The sequence below is a fragment of the Galbibacter sp. L-19 genome (assembly GCF_056857615.1).
Genome location: NZ_JBSXNL010000067.1, coordinates 2,501 through 23,826, shown reverse-complemented (window position 1 = coordinate 23,826; position 21,326 = coordinate 2,501). Strand labels below are relative to the sequence as shown.

The window sequence follows — 21,326 nt, the reverse complement described above, 5'->3', positions numbered from 1 at the left end:
AAACAATTAAACGGATTGCAAATCTTTCACCGTAAAAACATCTGAAACCTTTTGTAAATTAGGATTTAATTCTGCTCTAAGAGCTTTTATTCCACTTGCACCTTGCAGTTCCTCTAATTCTAAAATCTCTATATGTTCTCCAATGTAATTTTTAGATTTTAAAAACTCAAAATAAGCTAAATATTCTCGTTCTATTGCTGTACTAGAAAATACTACACATAATTTATGAGGTTGCGTTAAACGCTCATTTGTACCTTTTATATGCGCTTTGTCTATTCGCTTTTTAATCATTTCATACCGTACATTGTACGCACCATCTACATCAAAATGTTTTTCATCAATTCTATATTGTATTGTAATTGGTATGTCATAAGCTAGTATAAGAGATGCTACTTCTAAAGGCAACGGGAAGTCTTTTTGTTGCTGATAATACATTGCTTCCATCTCACAAGTAACCTGTAATTGCCACAACCGTAGGTTATACAATACAGTGTCATGATACGTTAAATGCTTCACAATTGATTGTCCTACATACATATTATGCTCTAGCCCATCAGTTTTATACTTTTCAAAATAATGTGGAAACATTTGCTGAGCTTCTTTCTGCTTCTTATCCATAAAATTTGAAAAGAGTTTATTAATAGCATCTACAGCAGTATCATAAGCTTTTCGAGCTATATAGAAAGTTTTATTCTCTTCTTCTAACAGTGCTAAAAATGCATCTATATCTTTAGAGGCTTTTTTAGACGCTTGTATGTGTTTAAATAATGGATATAATTGATTTTCAAAAAAGATAGTTATCTCTTGTTCTGTGCTTGCATTAAAATTCTCATTAAGCTCTTTGAGATATTTAGCTATCTGAAAAATTAATTGTTCGTAAAAAGGAAGCTTATCATGCTTTACTCTTGCCTCTAACAATACGCTACTTTGCATTAATTGATTTGTTAAATCTTCACGAATAGCTTCATTCCTTGCTATAGAAGACCCCACAATATCTACTTGCCCATATAAAGGATACACATCTTTAAAAGCAATTTCTTTAAATGAAGGTGATTCCCCCATGTTACGTCTATAAATATACCGAGCAGCTTCTTCTTCAAATCGCCATTCTACAGATGGATGGATAGAGGTACATTCCTGCTGAATTACTGCACTTACTTCATTCTGAAATTCATTTACAGAACGCTTTGAATAACTCAGTATAAATGGAATAATACTATCTAGTTTCACCATGTTTATAGCATTGATCTGATTAATTTCAGGAGTTGCTAATTCAATAATAAAACTTAGTTTTCCTTCAATAGAAATAGGCAATAAAGCGGCACTTTTTAATCCGCGTTCTAGTAATGCCTTACTCAATCTATTGCCATTATTTTTTTTATGGTAGTTTTCTACATTTGCAATAATGGCTGGTTTACACTCATCAAACAATAGATTATTCATCTCCGTACAAGCATAATTGGAAGTCTCAATAATTTCTTCTGAAGACAAGGTAAGCATCTCAAAATTTTTATCGTACGGCGGAATAATTTTATTATGATCCACTTTATAGCTCCCTAAGCGTAAATTTGGAATATTAAAAATTGCTCGAATATCTTCTAACAAATATTTAAAACTCTTATTATTTGGCTGGATTAAATGTGTTTTAAAAGTATCTATTTGATCGTCTAGAGTTACATGTATCATATTTAAAATTCCAAAACCTTCTATGGTCCAAGAATCGTTTGAAAAATAACTTTGCCATACCTCTTCATCGTCTGCATTTGAAAGCAGAATATCAAGAATTTCAGGTGTAATCTCTATTGCATTTTCATTTGGATACATGGTTATAAAATCGGCATTAAAAGCTACTCTATATGTTCTTGTTCTTCCGTTAACGCCTTCTAACTTTATATGTTTTGGTCTTTCAAAATCTACATTATACCCATAATATTGATTAAGAATAATAGCATATGGATTTAAATTCACCACATTTTCATTCTTCTGATATAGCTTTCTAAAAACTTCTTCAATATCTGTAGTTGTTTGTTTAGAAATATCTAAAAAACGTTTAGATGCGTAAAAAAACTGATTTGAAAACGGAAAAACAGCAGCTTTAATTTCGTTTCCACTTAATGCTGAAGGAAACAAAACACTCATTAATTGTGCTACTTCTTCTTTATAAGAGTTAAAAACCTTATAATCTCTCATTCCATTAACTAAATCTGGAGTTTTATCCAAAATAGCCAAAATTTGCTCCGCCTGAAACCTCTCTATACTATTAGATGAAGCCAATAAGTCTTTAAGCTTTGCTGCCAAAACTTTAAATGAAATAATAGGTTTAAATGGCCCTGTAGGGATATGCCTTTTCATGCTAAAAAATATTAATGAAAAAATTATAGCTTACCACAAAAGATATTGCCGAAATTACTATCCCAATCATAAATACTGTGTAAGTAATTCTTAACAATCTATATTTTCGTTCTAAAACAAGTCCTAAATAATATAAATCTTTAGTAAGCGAATTATACAACGTGTCTTCATTGCTAATTAAATAGTCGATTCCCCACTCAAAATCTTTCAAATTCATCTTATAGAAATTTCCAAAAAACAGAATATTCGTCCTATTATTTACTATCATTTCTTTTGTTACTGTAACATTAGATATGTTTGGTCTAGTAGATATTACAGACAAAACAATAGAAATAACACTAAAAGTTAATAGGATAAGAGTTGGGTAGACTAAAAATAAATTCGATTCGTTATCAAGCTTAGGTACCAAGTTAGATAGCACCACCGAAATAATAATTGCGTTTACAGATAATAAAATATTGGCTTTAGTATCTGCAATTGCACTTAACTCGATATGGTTTTTTAACTGAACTCTAAAGAGCGTTTCTACACCTCTCCCCGTTTTTTTATTGGCACTTTTATTAGCTCTCTTTTCTTCTAGTTTAGTAATTTTTTGATTTAAATGATACTCATTAATTTCTTTTTGAGGTTGAAGCTTTTGAATTGCATATGTTGTATAAAACGAATGCTTTTCTAGAAACTGTTTGTTTTTTAAAAACCAGTCTAACTCTAAAATTTCTTCCTCTTTTTTATAAATTAATTCCAACCGAAGTTGTTCTGAAATATCAAAAAAATCGTTTGAAGCAACATGCGCACAATCTGCATCTTTCATTATTTGCTCCAAATGTGTTTTAGGGGGTAAATTAGATTGTGTTACTAATATTAATTTTTCTACCAATAATTTATCTTCTTCTGAAATTGATATTTGGTCAAAAAACTGCTTTATTATTTCGACACTTTTAAATTCATGACCTACATCTTCAACTACAGTATAACCTGTATCATGAAACCATGCAGCCAATTTTAGCAAAAAAATGTCATGCGCATTACAATTTTCATATTTAGAAATCTTTGTTACATTCTCTAAAACTCTTTCTGTATGTGCTATGTTATGATATAAATTTTTTGGAGATAATTTATTTTCAAATAAGTCAGTAACAAATGTTGCTGCTTGTTGTAAGATAATCTCTTCCATAGGAAATGCTTTGTTAAATATTATATAAAAATAAAGAATTAATAGGAGTTATTGGTGCTAGCCTATCCAATTTTAATTAAACACATACCTCTGTCTTATATGTCTTATAAAACTTTCAAGTAAAATCAATTTTATTCAGTTTATTTTAAATCAATTTTAACAACAAAGAGAATGTTTCTACTACGGTTAAATTTAATTTCTCTTTTCTTAAAGAGCGGATAGTATGTAATCCACTATTTTAGTTCATTTCGATGCAAAATTCATCGGCAAATTTAGAACAATCTCTTGGAAATTAAATCCTCTATTAGGCATTAAAAAAACCTAAAATGGTCATAATTACTATTACCACATTAGTATTTATAACTATTTTCTCTTAAATGGTTAGCTTTCTATTGCCGAAAAAATGTTTAAAATTGTATATTTGCGAAGTTTAATTAAAAAATAGTTCTTCAAATAAATGTCACATAAACCTAAAATTCTTTATACCAAAACAGACGAAGCTCCAGCATTAGCCACTTATTCTTGGCTTTCTATTGTTAAAGCATACACTGCAACATCTAATATAGATATTGAAACAAAAGACATCTCTCTTGCTGCTAGAATTCTGGCAGTATTTCCAGATATGCTTACCAAAGAACAACAAGTTCCTAACGATTTATTAGAACTTGGAGAAATAGCTAAAACGCCAGAGGCAAATATTATAAAGCTTCCAAATATTAGTGCGTCAATTCCTCAATTAGAAAATGCTATTGAAGAATTGCAAGCTAAAGGGTTTAATATTCCAGATTATCCGCATGAGCCAAAAACAGATGCAGAAAAGGAAATTAAAACCCGTTACGACGGTATTAAAGGAAGTGCTGTTAACCCAGTATTAAGAGAAGGTAATTCTGACAGAAGAGCTCCAAAAGCGGTTAAAAATTACGCAAAGAAAAATCCGCATTCAATGGGGGCATGGAGTGCATCATCAAAATCTCATGTTGCAACCATGGATCAGGGTGATTTTCGTTCCAACGAAAAATCATTAACCATTGATAACGCTCAAAGTTTAAAAATTCAATTTGTTGACAATAACGGAAATAAAGAAGTTTTAAAAGAGCAAGTAAAAGTTATTGATAAAGAAGTAATTGATGCTACTGTTTTAAGTAAAAAAGCATTGGTTAGTTTCCTTGAAAAAGAAGTTAAAGACGCTAAAGAAAAAGACGTTCTCTTTTCTGTACACTTAAAAGCTACAATGATGAAAGTGTCGGATCCAATTATATTTGGCCACACCGTAAAAGTGTTCTTTAAAGAGTTGTTTGATAAACATGGTGCTTTATTAGAAAAAATAAATGTTGAAGAGAATAATGGTCTTGGAGATTTATTAGAAAAAGTTGACGAGTTACCTGAAACTGAAAAGCAAGAAGTAAAAGCTACCATTCAAAGTATCTTAAACGAACAACCAGATTTGGCTATGGTAAATTCTGACAAAGGAATTACCAACTTACATGTTCCTAGTGATGTAATTATTGATGCTTCTATGCCTGCAATGATTCGTAACTCAGGACAAATGTGGAATGCAGAAGGTAAGAGTCAAGATACTAAAGCGGTTATTCCAGACAGTAGCTACTCTAGTGTTTACCAAGCTACTATAGATTTTTGTAAAGAAAATGGAGCTTTTGATCCAACTACTATGGGAACAGTTCCTAATGTAGGATTAATGGCTCAAAAAGCAGAAGAATACGGTTCTCATGATAAAACTTTTGAAATCTCAGGAAATGGGGTTGTTCAAGTTTTAAATGGTGAAGGAAATGTTATAATAGAGCATAAAGTTGAAGAAGGAGATATTTGGAGAATGTGCCAAGCAAAAGACCTTCCTATTCAAGACTGGGTTAAACTTGCTGTTTCTCGCGCAAGAGCTACTAATACTCCAGCCATTTTTTGGTTAGATAAAAATAGAGCTCATGATGCTGAGTTAATCAAAAAGGTAAATTTATATCTAAAAGACCACGATACTAGTGGCTTAGAAATAAAAATAATGTCTCCAGAAGAAGCTACTCACTATACACTAGCTAGAATTAAAAAAGGAGAAGATACTATTTCTGTTACCGGAAATGTTTTAAGAGATTATTTAACAGACCTTTTCCCTATTTTAGAAGTAGGTACTAGTGCTAAAATGCTTTCTATTGTTCCTTTAATGAATGGGGGAGGTTTATTTGAAACTGGTGCTGGAGGTTCTGCTCCAAAGCACGTTGAGCAATTTTTAGAAGAAGGTCATTTACGTTGGGATTCTTTAGGAGAGTTCTTAGCATTAGCCGTTTCTCTAGAGCACTACGGAAATGTTAATAATAACAGTAAAGCTAAGGTATTGGCTACCACTTTAGATGAAGCTACAGGTAAGTTTTTAGAAGAAGATAAATCGCCTTCTAGAAAAGTAGGAGAATTAGACAGTAGAGGTAGTCATTTTTATTTAGGGCTATATTGGGCTCAAGCCTTAGCAAAACAAACTGAAGATGCTGAATTAAAAGAAGCCTTCACTCCTATTGCAGCTGAGCTTACAGAAAAAGAAGCTCTTATTATTAAAGAGCTTAACGAGGCACAAGGAAAACCTGTCAATATAGATGGGTACTACATGCCAAATGTTGAGAAAACAAAACAAGCTATGCAGCCTAGTGCAACATTTAATAGCATTTTAGCTAAAATATAAGTTTACAACCATACCTTTTTATATATAAAGCCTTCTTTTTTAGAAGGCTTTATTTTTTTATTATTGTAGTCCAATAAAAGTTAACAGAATTTATTGGATTCAATTTATACCAAGGTTTAAATGAGGTTTTCAAAACAGACCCCTTGCTATTAATAAAAATGATAAAAAGAGGGTTTAAGTAATGTTACTTCTTTAAAGAACTTATTTCTGATAGTTAATATTTAGTCTTTGTTCTTTCTTCTTATAGTGAAGTGGTCTTGTATTTTTATAGAAGTTCTTACTTTTTTTTATCTATAACAGTAAAATTACTTTTATTTTTAATGAAAAAAAGAATGAACAACTTTTTAAAGTTATGCTTATTTCTTCTCTTCGGAATCTCATTTTCCTTTGCCCAAGAACAAGTAACCTTAAGCGGAACAATAACAGACGCTTCTAGTAACGAAACACTTATTGGAGTAAATGTTATCTTTCCTGAACTTAAAACTGGAACAACTACCAACGAATATGGCTTTTATTCAATAACTATCCCAGAAGGAAATTATACCGTTCAAATAAGTTATTTGGGATTTAATACTATTAGCAAACAGATAGAGCTCTCTACAAGTTCCAAACAAGATTTCAGTTTAAAAGCTTCCTCAGAAGAACTTGATGAAGTTGTGGTAGAACAAGATATAGAGAGAATAAATATCAAAAAGCCCGAAATGAGTGTGAATAGTATGAGCGCTGCTACCATAAAAAAAATACCCGTGGTTCTAGGAGAGGCCGATGTTATAAAATCTATTTTATTATTACCAGGTGTTAGTAATGCAGGAGAAGCCTCGTCTGGATTTAATGTGCGAGGAGGATCTGCTGATCAAAATTTAATCCTCTTAGACGAAGCCATTATTTTTAACTCCTCTCATCTCTTCGGTTTCTTTTCTGTATTTAATCCAGATGCCATTAAAAACTTAAAATTATATAAAGGAGGAATTCCTTCTAGATATGGAGGTAGAATTTCTTCTGTATTAGATATTTACCAAAAAGATGGTAATAGCAAAAACTTTCATATGACGGGGGGTATTGGGGTTGTTTCTAGTAGAATTCTGGCTGAAGGCCCTATTGTTAAAAACAAAGGTTCTTTTCTTATTGGTGGTAGAAGCTCCTATGCCCACTTATTTCTAAAATTAACCGATAATGACAACTCCGCATATTTTTACGATTTAAACACAAAGCTTTCTTATAAGTTAAATGAAAATAACAACCTTTATTTTTCAGGGTATTTTGGACGTGATGTATTCGATATAAACGATAGCTTTAATAATGTCTACGGAAATTCAGTAGTTAACTTAAGATGGAATCATTTATTTTCAGATAAATTATTCTCCAACCTCTCCCTTATTTATAGCGATTATTACTATGGTTTAACTCTTAATTTTGTAGGCTTTAACTGGAATAGTGGGATAAACAACTTCAATTTAAAATACGATTTTAAACATTACATTTCCAATAAATTTAAATTGCAGTACGGAATAAATAATGTGTATTATAAATTTAATCCAGGAGAGATTGAACCTGAAGGAGATGATTCTGGAATTAATTATTTTAAACTCACCGATAAATATGCTAATGAAGCGGCTGCATACATAGATATTGAACATCAAATTACCAACAAATTAGCTATTGAATACGGTTTGCGACTTAGTAGATTTGATAGGTTTGGACAAGACGAAATTAACGTTTATCAAAACAATACCCCTGTAGTTTACAATCCAGATCTCGGCATTTATGAAAAAGCTACTCCAATAGACACTATTAGCGCCAGCAGAAGCAAGTCTATTAAATCATATACAAACTTAGAGCCACGTATTGCTGCTTCCTATATATTAGACAAAACACAGTCTATTAAAGCTAGCTACAACCGTATGTCGCAATATTTACATCTCATTACCAATACAAGCTCTCCCACCCCATTAGATGTTTGGGCGCCTAGCGGTTCGTTCATCAAGCCACAACTACTCGATCAATATGCGGTGGGTTATTTTAAAAATATTAGTGATAATAAGTATTCATTAGAAACAGAACTCTTCTTCAAAAACATAAAAAATAGAATTGATTATATCGACGGGGCAGATTTAATTGCCAATGATGCTATTGAACAAGTTGTTTTAAATGGAGAGGCTAAAGCTTATGGAATGGAGGTTTTATTCAGAAAAAATGAAGGAAAACTTCAAGGCTGGTTATCGTATACCTTATCAGAATCTAAACAACGTACCCCTGGAAGAACTCCTGATGAACCCGGAATTAATAACGGAAAATGGTATTATACTCCCTATGATAAAACCCACGATATTTCTGTAACTGCTTCCTACACTTTAACGCCAAAATGGAATTTTGGAGGGAATTTTATCTTCCAAACTGGGAGACCCGCCTCTTATCCAGATGGACAATATGAATATGAAGGAATTACTATTCCTAGTTATGGCGAAAGAAATAACAGTAGACTCCCTTCTTACAACCGATTAGATATATCTGCTACCTACACCCCAAAACCAAAGAAAACTAAAGGATGGCAAAGCGAATGGGTTTTTAGTATCTATAATGTTTACAATCGGAAAAATGCTGCTTCGGTAAGCTTTAGAGAAAACACCGAAGAAATGAGAAATGAGGCCGTAAAATTATCTATTTATGGCATTATCCCTTCCATTACGTACAACTTTAAATTTTAAAAAATGAAAAAAATTATCAATATATGTCTGCTTGTTTTCTTCTTTACTTCCTGTGAAGAAGTTATTGAGGTTGATCTGGATGATGCCCCTCCAAGATTAGTCATAGAAGCATCTATCAATTGGATAAAAGAAACTTCAGGACAGTCTCAATTCGTTAGACTCTCTACAACTGCTCCCTATTTTGATACAGAAATTCCGCCAGTAAATAATGCTGAAGTTTTTATTACTGATGACGAAGGAAGTCAATTTGATTTTATAGAAGATGGAAACTCTGGTTTTTATTATACCCAAAATTTTATTCCGCAGTTAAACAAAACCTACTACTTAACTGTTATTACTGAAGGAGAAACCTACACTGCTGAAGAGACTTTACTTCCCGTTTCCGATTTAGAATATGTAAGTCAGCAAAACGGTGAGATTTTTTCTGAAGAGTATATTGAAATTAAAGCTTATTTTAATGATCCTGTAGAGGAAGAAAACTATTATTTCTATTCTTTTTATGCTGAAAATGATACTACTATAAATGTACAAGAAGACAGACTGGTGAATGGAAATGAAATGTTTGCTTATTTCAATAGTGAAGAATTAAAACCTGGCGATGAAGTAGAAATCAATTTATATGGTGTTTCTAAAAGATATTTCACCTATATAAATACCTTACTTTCTCAAACTGGAGAAAGCGGTGGCCCCTTTGAAACGCAACCCGCAACCGTTAGAGGAAACATAGTGAATACTACAAATCCAGAGAATTTTGCCTTTGGGTATTTTAGACTCTCAGAAACCGATACTTATACCTTTACTATTGAGTAATATTTTTTACTTTTGACACATGGATTTTACAAGAACTACAGAGCAAGCGTCTAACTATAATCATCTTGAAAAGATGACTGTAAAAGAGCTACTCACTAATATAAATAAAGAAGATAATACCGTTCCAACTGCCGTAGGAAACGAAATAGCTTCTATAGAGGCTTTAATAAACGTTATTGTTCCTAAATTGGAACAAGGAGGGCGACTTTTCTATATGGGAGCCGGAACAAGCGGTAGACTTGGCGTTGTAGATGCTTCAGAATGCCCTCCTACTTTTGGGGTTCCACACGACCTAGTAGTTGGTATTATTGCTGGTGGGGAAACTGCTATTAGAAAAGCCGTTGAATACGCAGAAGACAGTACCGAACAAGGATGGAAAGATTTACAGGAGTATACTATTTCCGATAAAGATATTGTAATTGGAATTGCTGCTTCTGGAACTACACCTTATGTAATTGGCGCATTGAAAGAATGTAATAAAAACAATATCATTACTGGCTGTATTACTTGTAATAAAAATAGTCCACTTGCCAAAGAAGCACAATATCCAATTGAAGTTGTTGTAGGTCCAGAATTTGTTACTGGAAGTTCTAGAATGAAAGCTGGTACTGCACAAAAACTAGTGCTTAACATGATTTCTACTGCTACTATGATTCGCCTAGGAAAGGTTCAAGGAAACAAAATGGTAGACATGCAATTAAGCAATGTAAAGCTTGTTGATAGAGGAATTAGAATGATAATGGATGAAATTCCAGTAGAAAATAATAAAGCCTCCGAATTATTAAAAAAACACGGAAGTGTTCGTAATGCTGTAAATGCTTATTATAATGAAAAGAACGGATAGAGAACTCCTCCTAAAAAGCCTTAAATACTTTGCATTTACAGTAGCACTTATGTTTATGGCTCCCACAGTAATATATCAAGCTTTTAAAAACCAAACCCACCCTTGGTATTGGCCAGTCTTAATAGTTGGAATTTTATTAGCTATTAGCGCCATTATAATGGGGTTTTATAGCCTAAGAGTACTAATGAAGTCTTTCTTTGGAGAAAACTAATTATAAAACTAAAGAGTCGACATAAAAAGTGTGGGACTTTCTAGCCGACTCCGTCGCATTAATTAACAAATTGAATTTTCAATCTACTTTCTAAACAGAAACTAGGTTATAATTCTTTAATATTTATATTTTTCCAATAGACTTTAATTCCGCCTCCGTCATGAATTTGCAAAGCTATTTTACCTGTTGCCTCCCCTATTTTACTGTCTGTAAAACTTATCATCTCTTGTCCATTTAACCAAGTAGTAACATGATTTCCTACAACACGTACCTTCATTTTATTCCATTCTCCAAATTTTAAATACGCATCTTTTGCTGGTTCAGGTTTTATAAGCCACCCTCTGCCGTAAGACTCATAAATTCCTCCTGTATCATGCCCTGGAGGAGCTACTTCTGCTTGCCAACCACTAATTTTTGTTCCTTCAATATCAGATCTAAAAAAAATACCACTGTTTCCATTAGCTTCTTGTTTAAACTGAACTGTTAATTCAAAATCTTTATAGGTCTTTTCTGTAGCCAAATATCCATATTGCTCATCAGGCCCACTTTCAGATATAAGTAAACCCTTATCATTTACGTACCATTTTTCGGTACCATAAATATCCCAACCTGTAAGATCTTTCCCATTATATAATGCTGTTGAAGAACCACAACCTACACAAAGAAATAAAACAGTTAATATTCCAAAATATAATGATCTCATAATTTTCTAACTTTTATATTTTTAAACCAAATAAAGCTTCCATGATCTTGAAGTCCGATGTATCCTGTTTTGGCTACTCCATAATCTGGATAGTCCTTCCATTTTCCTTCCTCTTTTCTTTTTTGCCAATCTTCACTCCATGGAACAAACGAAACTGTTTTCTTTCCATTTAACCAGTATTCAACAGTATCATTTGTAAAAACAATTCGGGTATTATTCCACTCCCCTGCTTTTTTAATAGCTCCTTCATAATCTGGGTTATACATTCCATAATCTGCTCCTAAAGACTGCCAAGGCTCTAACTTTTGAGGAAACCCTATCTGATCAATCATTTGGTATTCTGGAGCATTATAATACGGTGCATCATATTTTTCGCCTTCAACTACATGGTAGAATACTCCACTATTACCTCCCTCAGAAATTTTCCAATCTATAGAAAGCTCAAATTCTCCAAACTTCTCTTCGCTGTAAATAATATCACCACCTATATCTCCGCCTTTTCCTAGAGATTTCAACATATCTCCTTCTAAAACCCATCCATCTGGCAAAGAAGTTCCGTTGTAACTTCTCCATCCATCAGTAGAAGTTCCATCGAATAAATAAATCCAATCGTTACTTTTCTCTTGAGCTATTACAACTTCTTTTTCAACCTTTTCTGTTTCGGTCTTTTTCCCTTCAGATTTACAAGCTACCACCATTAATAGTGCTGTAGCCAAAAAATATATTTTCTTCATTTTCTTTATTTTAAATAAGGTTCATGTTTACTGGATCCCACTCCATAAATTTATTCTGCTGATAGCTATCGTTACATAGTAAAGCTGGAGCTGCGGCTCTAAATGCAAATTCAGGATCTTCTACAACGCTACCATTTGTTCTAATAGCATTGAAAAAGTTTGCAAAATGGTCGTAATGAGCCCCTTTATACCCTTTTTCTGCTGTATATACGGTTTCTAATGGAGCTACAATTCTTTTTCTATCAGATTGTGCATTTTGCCCTTTCATTTTTTCAGCTAAAAAAGGATCGTCATCAAAAGAATTGGCGTTGCGCTTAAGAACAACTTCTTCCCATTTAACATCCATAGAGCCTTTGCTTCCTACTATTTTAAGATATGTACTTCCACTGGTACCATCTACAAAATTGCAACGAAGCGATAAATTAAATCCTGGATGCTGATCGGACTCAGGATAATCAAACATTCCTAATAAAACGTCAGGAACTTCACGTTCATCTTTCCAATATCTCAATCCGCCAGTAGCAGAAACTTTATTAGGACCATAAGAATTCGTTATAAAATGAAGACTTGAAAATAAATGCACAAACAAATCTCCAGACATTCCTGTTCCGTAATCTAAATAATTTCTCCATCTAAAAAATCGAAGAGGATCAAAATCTCTTTTTTTAGTATTCGCTATATAACGATTCCAATCAACAGTATTAGTAGAAGCATCATTTGGAATTGGATACTGCCATGCTCCAAGAGGAGAGTTTCTCGCCCAAAAACCTTCAGCATAATTAATATCTCCAATAGCTCCAGCTGCCAAAAGTTCTTTAGCCTTTTCATTTCCTAAAGAAGATAAACCTTGACTACCTACCATAAATATCTTTCCAGATTTTTTCCAAGCATCTATTAGGCTTTTCCCCTCTGATACAGAATGTACCATTGGTTTTTCACAATATACATGCTTCCCTGCATTTAAGGCATCAATCCCTATCTGTTTATGCCAATGATCTGGAGTTCCTATAATTACAGCATCAACATCTTTTCTACTAAGAATTTTGGTGTAGTCTTTAGTGGTATATATATTACTCCCCCATTTTTCTTTTGCACTTTCTATTCTTGCATCATATAAATCGCATACAGCAACTAACTCTATATTTGGGTTAAGTAATGCTGTTTCTGTATCTGCAGTTCCCATTCCTCCTGCACCGATTAAGGCAATTTTAATGGTACTTAAATTAATTGTTGGGTTAACTCTTTTTAGGTAATGAAGAGATTTAGTTTCTTCAGCAAAGACCATTGGAGAAACTGCTGCTGCTACACCAGTTACTCCTAATTTCTTTAAGAAACCTCTCCTTTTATTTTCTTCCATAAATAAAATTAGTATTAGTTTATTAATAGCTCTAATCTAAGTATTTAGGATGTACTAAGAGGGGTAATAAATGGGGTAATAGAATAAAAAAATTAAACTTGAAGTGAATTTATATCATAACCTTCCTTATAAAATGCCTCATACAGCCGTTTATAATTTTCAATTAATTTTTGTGCAGTCATATGCTTTCCTGCATTTGTAAACAAATAATATTTAGTTCTAACTGCATTCTCATACAATGGATCTATCTCTAAAATTGCATCACAAATCAAAATTAATTCATCTTTAGAAAATTGTTCTTCCTGTTCTTTATCTATACATGGAGTAAGAATATCCAAAATAGCATTTCCATAATCAGACTTAAAACTATCCAACCATTCTAATTCTATTTGAGGTAAAAGAGCTCCATTCTTAACAATTTGCGCTATTTGAATATGCGATTTATTCTCCGTGTGAATTTGTTTTCCAGAAAACAGTTGAGGAATTGACTCATTTAATTGTGTTACATCGGTATATATTGATTCTGGAATACTTAATTTCCATTTTTTCTCAATAAAATTAATTTCTAGAGGGAGTCTTCCTTCAAAAACTTTTCTGAGCTCTTTTATTTGTGTACTTCTATTATTTTTAGTGCTCTCATAACTAAAATTAGGCCACAGAATATCACCCATTTTTTTGGAAGAAATTCCGCCATTTTTTATCGTATAAAGAAAAAGAAGTAAAAATAATTCCCTGCGTTTTGGAGAAAGCAAATGGGTAAACTCTTTTCCTTCAGTATCTATTAAAGTAAAACCGCCTAGAAAGCGAATATTATAATCCTTAACTATTTCAACAGACTTTGAACTTTCAGAAACATACACTTTATTTAGCACTCTTTTATATCCATAAAAAAAGTAAAATATCCCTCCTAATGGAATTAAGAGTAAGAGCCACCACCATAAAAAAGCCTCTTTTGGTTTCTCTGTTTTTAATAATACGCCATCTTGATAGACCTCAAACACTTCATCGTTACTCAATGCACGATTCCAAAGAGCAAAATCTTTCATAAATCCTTTGTAATATTGTCCCCACAAATTACTCCCTATCAAAATAGAATGGTCAGTATTAGCTATGGTTGAAGCTTTGATTTGATCTATTAAAGTTCCATTCATATAGAAAAATAATTGATCATTCGGCATAAAAACAAAAGCAACATGCACCCACTCATTCGGATTCACATACAATACATTACTTATATGATCTTTTATTCCCGGAGTTGTAAACTGAAGATTTCCATCAAAAATTTTAGCTGAAAAAACTTCTCCTTTCCCTATTATACTGTTACTTCCAGATACCTTTTCTGGCTTTAACCATACTGCAACTGTTAGTTCATTAAAATTAGTATTATCGGAACCAAAATCAATATAACTAGATACTCCATTAAAATAAGCAGTTTCACCTTTACCACTTTCTTGATAGGTTACTTCTATTTGATTTATCTTTTCATTATTGACTTTTGTAGAAATAAATTCCTTCTGAAATGGTAAATAAAGCTTTAATCGGTCTGTGAGATTATATTTGTATGCTCTAAAAATTTTTGGAGTATTCGAGTTATAATCATCAAAATTAAAAATATCTGGAGAAAATCTATAGCCTCTTTTTTGAGGAGATAATTTAAGACTTCCTGTTTCAAAAACCCCTGTTGTAATAAGATCAGGGTTTTCTTTCCACTTTACATCTTCTAAAGCTTTTCCCCCAATCTCTACAGTAACAGAATGTTTTTCCTCCATAATATCATATCCCTGAGCAATAATAATATTGCTACATAAAAATATCAATAAGACGAAAAAAACTTTAGCATTCATAATCTTAGGAAAATCATATGCATCTAAAATAAAAAAAACAAATGAACAAACTATCTTTTATAAGCTTTTCATCACTTTAAATTAAATCACAACAGTATTTTAGTTAAGATTAGCCTGATAAAATACCTGCTGTAGGGAAGGCCTAATGTTTAAATTATATAAATTTCTATTATTACGAGTAGGGTACACTCTATTGGATAGAAATATAAACATCAAATTATTAACAGGATCTGCCCACACATAAGTCCCAGTAAACCCACCATGACCAAAACTTTGAGCACTTACTTCAGGAGCTGGAGAGGCATGAGAAATATCTAATGTAGCATTATTTAATAAAGGTTTATCAAAACCTAGCCCTCTTTTATTATTATTTTCAGGATACTGAACACGTGTAAATTCTTTCATTGTTTTTTCAGAGATGTATCTTTTCCCTCCATATTCTCCTAAATTTTGATACATCTTAATCAATTTTGCTAAATCGTTTGCCGTTCCAAACAAACCTGCGTTTCCTGATACACCACCCAATAAACTCGCATTCTCATCATGCACCCATCCTTTTACATATGCATTTCTATAAATTGTATCTAGCTCTGTTGGAACAATTAAAGATTCAGGATATTTACCAATTGGATTAAATATTAAATTAGTAGCTCCCAAAGGCCTATATATACTATCTCTTACATATTTTTCATAATTAATCCCTGTAAGCTGTTTTATCATTTCAGGATAAATTAAAAAACTAAGCCCAGAGTACTTATACTTTTTAATCTCTGAAACCTCTGTTCGATTAATAATTCGATACATCTTTTTCACAAAACGCTTGTTTAGGTAAAGATCTTTATATATTTTGACTGAATACTTATTACTTTCAGTATTACTTACAAATCTGGAAACAAATTTTCTGTTCTTTATAATTTCGTTTAAAAAAATATAATAAGGCTCTAAACCCGCTTGATGCGCAAGAATCTCCCTAAAAGTAAGATCTTTTTTATTTTTAACATTACGCCAAGGCTTCCAATAAGTACTAAACTTTTCATCAATATCTATAATTCCTTTATCTACCAACTGCATGATAACAGGAAGGGGACCCGTAACTTTTGTAACGGAAGCTAAATCATATAAATCATAGTTTGAAACTTTTTGTATATTATCATATGTATGGTAACCAAAAGACTTATGGTAAATGATATTATTATTTTTAGCAACCAATAATTGAGCTCCAGGAAAAGCATGTTGCTCAATCCCTTCTTTCATGATAGAATCTACTTTCCGATTAATAAAATCCTCATCCAATCCTTCCTGAGACGGAGAAGTATACCCCATTCTTATTGTCTTGTTTAATAAAATTCCTGAACCACTTTTAAAGTTATTATTTACATCCTCCTCTAAAACAGCATTAGTTGTTTTAGCACCAAATATAATTTCAGCAGCACTTTCTGAATTTATTGTATTGTAAGATTGAAATTGAATTATTGTAGTAGCATTAAATACATAATTGTTAAAGGAAATTTCTTTAAGAGGTAAAAAAGAAACTAAAATTAATTTAGTTTTTGAGAGTAAACTAGAAAGTTTATATAAAGTATTCCAATGTATATTCTTAGAAGAAATAGCAGCTATAATTATATCGCGTTCTTGTACTTCTCCTATAATAGATTCATTTAAAGAATTCTCAACACGACTTATTCTAGTGTACTGATTAAGCTTTAATAAAAAATCATCCGTATTAAATTCAGATTTATCAGCATCGAGATTAATAAACCCTATATTGTTTACATCGAGAGATTTAATAGGTATAGTATTATTAATATTCTTTACAAGAGTTGCAGAAGAATCAGAATCATTTTCATCTTGAGCGTGTAATATATAAAAAGAAAAAACAGCTAAAAAAAAGGAAAGTATATGCTTTATATTCATGTATTAAAATTTGAAAAAGCAATTTAATAAATAATATCCTCAGATTTGATAAAAGCTTGATAGATTGTCTGATGTTTTTAGGGTTAGTGGGGAGCAGAACGGCTTTATGCTTTAAGCTATATGCAGTAAGCAGTTTCAAAGGGCAGTAAGCATTAGGCTATAGGCGGTAGGCAGTTTTTTTCTTCAATCCTTCAATAAGCAGTAGGTTTTTGGTTTATTGTTTATGGTTTGTAGTTTACAAGATTTTCAAAAGAATAAGAATACTTTTTTTTTTTGCATTCTTGACTCTTGATTCCTGACTCTTGATTGAAAATGTACGCTTACTGAACATTGCATTATGTCTTCCGACTTCCGAATTCTTCAATCCATCAAAGTGGCAAAGGGCAGTAAGCATTATGCGGTAGGCAGTAGGCGATTTTTTCTTTGTAACATCGTAACTCCATAACAGCATAACTTTTTAACTCAAAAGGTTCAAAGGTTCAAAGAAGCTATATGCAGTAAGCATTAGGCGGTAGACGGTAGACGGTTTTTTTCAAAGTGGCAAAGTGATAAAATCCTTCAATCCTTCAATCTTTCAATCCTTCAATTTTCAATGTACTTCCTTAAAAAAAAGGCAAAAAAAATCCTCATCAAATAAATGATGAGGATTCTAAAGAAGGCGGCGACCTACTCTCCCACGAAAACGTAGTACCATCGGCGCTGGCGGGCTTAACTGCTCTGTTCGGAATGGGAAGAGGTGAGCCCCGTCGCTATAACCACCTTAAATCTTAAAGCCTCCCCCAACCCCCTCCAAAGAGGGGGCTAGGTTAATGTTGCCCATTGTCCCTCCCCAAGGGGAGGTTAGGTGGGGCTTTTAATAAGTTAACATATGGAGATAAAAAAATACTAGATCATAGATTCTAAAAAAAAGAAAGATAGAAGTAAAAAGAGTTTGCGCCCTCTTGCTCTTTGCAAAAGCAAGAGGACTACTGTACATAAGCTTACGGGTTATTAGTACTACTCGGCTATGACATTACTGCCTTTACACCTATAGCCTATCAACGTGATCGTCTCTCACGACCCTTTAAAGAAATCTCATCTTGTGGCGGGTTTCGCGCTTATATGCTTTCAGCGCTTATCCCTTCCCAACATAGCTACGCTGCAGTGCTCCTGGCGGAACAACAGCTACACCAGCGGTTAGTCCAACTCGGTCCTCTCGTACTAGAGTCAGATCCACTCAAATTTCTAACGCCCACTGTAGATAGAGACCGAACTGTCTCACGACGTTCTGAACCCAGCTCGCGTGCCACTTTAATGGGCGAACAGCCCAACCCTTGGGACCTTCTCCAGCCCCAGGATGTGACGAGCCGACATCGAGGTGCCAAACCCCCCCGTCGATGTGAGCTCTTGGGGGAGATCAGCCTGTTATCCCCGGCGTACCTTTTATCCTTTGAGCGATGGCCCTTCCATGCGGAACCACCGGATCACTATGCTCTACTTTCGTACCTGATCGACTTGTAGGTCTCTCAGTCAAGCTCCCTTGTGCCATTGCACTCTACGCACGGTTACCAAGCGTGCTGAGGGAACCTTTAGAAGCCTCCGTTACTCTTTTGGAGGCGACCACCCCAGTCAAACTACCCACCACGCATTGTCCTTCTTAGAAAGAAGTTAGGCTTCAAATAAGTAAAGGGTGGTATTTCAACAATGACTCACACATACCTGGCGATACATGATCAAAGTCTCCCACCTATCCTACACATCACTTATCCAAAGTCAATACGAAGCTATAGTAAAGGTGCACGGGGTCTTTTCGTCCCACAGCGGGTAATCGGCATCTTCACCGATACTACAATTTCACCGAGCTCATGGCCGAGACAGTGTCCAGATCGTTACACCATTCGTGCAGGTCGGAACTTACCCGACAAGGAATTTCGCTACCTTAGGACCGTTATAGTTACGGCCGCCGTTTACTGGGGCTTCAGTTCAATGCGTCGCCGAAGCTAACATCTCCCCTTAACCTTCCAGCACCGGGCAGGTGTCAGGCCCTATACATCATCTTTCGATTTAGCAGAGCCCTGTGTTTTTGATAAACAGTCGCCTGGACCTTTTCACTGCGGCCCTTAATAAATTAAGGGCGACCCTTCTCCCGAAGTTACGGGTCTATTTTGCCTAGTTCCTTAGCCATGAATCTCTCGAGCGCCTTAGAATACTCATCCCAACCACCTGTGTCGGTTTACGGTACAGGTTGCATATATCGCTTTTCTTGGAAGTCGATTCGCTGGATTATCACCGCAGCCGAAGCCTTAGTGTACTATCGGAGTGTTACCAGCTCCTTCAACGTGCTATTCCGTCAGCACGCACCAACTATTCGCCTCCGTCACTTTTATCTATATGCAAGTACAGGAATATTAACCTGTTGTCCATCCACTACCCCCTTCGGGTTCGCGTTAGGCCCTGACTAACCCTCAGCTGATTAGCATAGCTGAGGAAACCTTGGTTTTTCGGCGTGCGGGTTTCTCGCCCGCATTATCGTTACTTATGCCTACATTTTCTTTTCTAAACAGTCCAGCAATCCTCACAGATCACCTTCTACCCAGTTTAGAATGCTCCCCTACCACTTGTACCAAGTACAAATCCATAGCTTCGGTGGTATACTTATGCCCGATTATTATCCATGCTCGATCGCTCGACTAGTGAGCTGTTACGCACTCTTTAAATGAATGGCTGCTTCCAAGCCAACATCCTAGCTGTCTAAGCAATCAAACCGCGTTTTTTCAACTTAGTATACACTTGGGGACCTTAGCTGATGGTCCGGGTTCTTTCCCTTTCGGACATGGACCTTAGCACCCATGCCCTCACTGCCAGTAAACATTTTATAGCATTCGGAGTTTGTCAGGAATTGGTAGGCGGTGAAGCCCCCGCATCCAATCAGTAGCTCTACCTCTATAAAACTATAAACCAACGCTGCACCTAAATGCATTTCGGGGAGTACGAGCTATTTCCGAGTTTGATTGGCCTTTCACCCCTACCCACAGGTCATCCCAAGACTTTTCAACGTCAACGGGTTCGGGCCTCCACTATGTGTTACCACAGCTTCACCCTGCCCATGGGTAGATCACACGGTTTCGCGTCTACTACTACTAACTAAAACGCCCTATTCAGACTCGCTTTCGCTACGGCTGCGTGACTGAATCACTTAACCTCGCTAGTAAAAGTAACTCGTAGGCTCATTATGCAAAAGGCACGCCGTCACCCAAAAAGGGCTCCGACCGCTTGTAAGCGTATGGTTTCAGGATCTTTTTCACTCCCTTATTCAGGGTACTTTTCACCTTTCCCTCACGGTACTGGTTCACTATCGGTCTCTCAGGAGTATTTAGCCTTGGCGGATGGTCCCGCCAGATTCATACAGGGTTTCACGTGCCCCGCACTACTCAGGATACTGCTATCAATAACGGTCTTTACTTATACGGGACTATCACCCTCTATGGTTTGTCTTTCCAAACAATTCTAATTCATAACGCATCAAATATCGCAGTCCTACAACCCCAAAATTGCCGTAACAAGTTTGGTTTGGGCTAATCCGAGTTCGCTCGCCGCTACTATCGGAATCACTGTTGTTTTCTTCTCCTCCGCCTACTTAGATGTTTCAGTTCAGCGGGTTTACCCTCCTTACGGAGTACTATACCTTCAGTATAGTGGGTTGCCCCATTCGGATATCTATGGATCATTGTGTGTGTGCCACTCCCCATAGCTTTTCGCAGCTTATCACGTCCTTCATCGCCTCTGAGAGCCTAGGCATTCCCCATACGCCCTTACATAGCTTATTGTACTTTTTGCTCTTTTATTCTATTCTATTTTTTTATATAATCAATCGTGCAATCAATTATATAATAAGATTCTTTTCTCTATAGTCTACTTAAAAGGTATTACTTTACGTAATACTTTCTCGTATCTCTTTATCTCAATATGTCAATGAACGTTTACAGCCCCCTCCAGCTCCCCCAAAGGGGGAGAGT

Annotated in this window: 12 protein-coding genes and 2 rRNA genes; 5 read left to right on the top strand and 9 right to left on the bottom strand. The window is 34.5% G+C overall.

Translation table 11 applies throughout. The features are described 5' to 3' along the window. Window positions 1–6: 6 nt before the first annotated feature. Together AC13CQ_RS13355 and AC13CQ_RS13350 are read right to left on the bottom strand one after the other, a co-directional pair. Complete coding sequence (locus AC13CQ_RS13355; RefSeq protein ID WP_482882936.1) at window positions 7–2,352, bottom strand: hypothetical protein; 2,346 nt, start codon at window positions 2,350–2,352, stop codon at window positions 7–9. 1 nt (window position 2,353) lies between these two features. Beyond that, window positions 2,354–3,526, bottom strand: a complete 1,173-nt coding sequence (locus AC13CQ_RS13350; RefSeq protein ID WP_335587725.1) for a Pycsar system effector family protein — start codon at window positions 3,524–3,526, stop codon at window positions 2,354–2,356. Window positions 3,527–3,983: 457 nt separating this feature from the next. Between AC13CQ_RS13350 and AC13CQ_RS13345 the strand changes: the two genes are divergently transcribed. The 5 genes from AC13CQ_RS13345 (at window position 3,984) to AC13CQ_RS13325 (ending at window position 10,779) form a co-directional block, all read left to right on the top strand. Next, a complete protein-coding gene (locus AC13CQ_RS13345; protein WP_335587726.1) occupies window positions 3,984–6,209 on the top strand; it encodes an NADP-dependent isocitrate dehydrogenase in 2,226 nt (741 codons plus the stop codon). A 332-nt stretch (window positions 6,210–6,541) separates the two neighbouring features. After that, window positions 6,542–8,914: a TonB-dependent receptor gene (locus AC13CQ_RS13340; RefSeq protein WP_474507745.1), complete on the top strand. Its 2,373-nt coding sequence runs from the start codon at window positions 6,542–6,544 to the stop codon at window positions 8,912–8,914. A 3-nt stretch (window positions 8,915–8,917) separates the two neighbouring features. Continuing rightward, complete coding sequence (locus tag AC13CQ_RS13335; RefSeq protein WP_337900428.1) at window positions 8,918–9,724, top strand: DUF4249 domain-containing protein; 807 nt, start codon at window positions 8,918–8,920, stop codon at window positions 9,722–9,724. A 19-nt stretch (window positions 9,725–9,743) separates the two neighbouring features. Beyond that, a complete protein-coding gene (murQ, locus tag AC13CQ_RS13330; RefSeq protein WP_474507298.1) occupies window positions 9,744–10,568 on the top strand; it encodes an N-acetylmuramic acid 6-phosphate etherase in 825 nt (274 codons plus the stop codon). Then, the gene (locus AC13CQ_RS13325; protein WP_008614095.1) at window positions 10,552–10,779 is read left to right on the top strand and encodes a DUF6095 family protein; all 228 of its coding nucleotides are present in this window, start codon (window positions 10,552–10,554) and stop codon (window positions 10,777–10,779) included. The genes murQ and AC13CQ_RS13325 overlap by 17 nt, the downstream gene beginning before the upstream one ends. Before the next feature lie 106 nt (window positions 10,780–10,885). Here AC13CQ_RS13325 and AC13CQ_RS13320 read toward each other — a convergent pair whose 3' ends face one another. From AC13CQ_RS13320 to AC13CQ_RS13290, 7 genes are all read right to left on the bottom strand, one after another. Next, window positions 10,886–11,482: a 3-keto-disaccharide hydrolase gene (locus AC13CQ_RS13320; RefSeq protein WP_008614092.1), complete on the bottom strand. Its 597-nt coding sequence runs from the start codon at window positions 11,480–11,482 to the stop codon at window positions 10,886–10,888. After that, on the bottom strand, window positions 11,479–12,216 hold the full coding sequence (locus AC13CQ_RS13315) for a 3-keto-disaccharide hydrolase (protein ID WP_008614090.1): 738 nt from the start codon (window positions 12,214–12,216) through the stop codon (window positions 11,479–11,481). The genes AC13CQ_RS13320 and AC13CQ_RS13315 overlap by 4 nt, the downstream gene beginning before the upstream one ends. Window positions 12,217–12,226: 10 nt before the next feature. Continuing rightward, the gene (locus AC13CQ_RS13310; RefSeq protein ID WP_008614089.1) at window positions 12,227–13,573 is read right to left on the bottom strand and encodes a Gfo/Idh/MocA family protein; all 1,347 of its coding nucleotides are present in this window, start codon (window positions 13,571–13,573) and stop codon (window positions 12,227–12,229) included. Between the two features lie 92 nt (window positions 13,574–13,665). Then, entirely contained in the window at window positions 13,666–15,417 is a 1,752-nt protein-coding gene (locus AC13CQ_RS13305; RefSeq protein WP_008614088.1) for a LamG domain-containing protein, read from the bottom strand. Window positions 15,418–15,516: 99 nt separating this feature from the next. After that, window positions 15,517–17,331 carry a serine hydrolase domain-containing protein gene (locus tag AC13CQ_RS13300; RefSeq protein WP_008614087.1) on the bottom strand — a complete coding sequence of 605 codons (1,815 nt, stop codon included), beginning with the start codon at window positions 17,329–17,331 and terminating at the stop codon, window positions 15,517–15,519. 653 nt (window positions 17,332–17,984) lie between these two features. Beyond that, a 5S ribosomal RNA gene (rrf, locus tag AC13CQ_RS13295) occupies window positions 17,985–18,094 on the bottom strand. A 208-nt stretch (window positions 18,095–18,302) separates the two neighbouring features. After that, a 23S ribosomal RNA gene (locus AC13CQ_RS13290) occupies window positions 18,303–21,136 on the bottom strand. Window positions 21,137–21,326 lie beyond the last annotated feature (190 nt).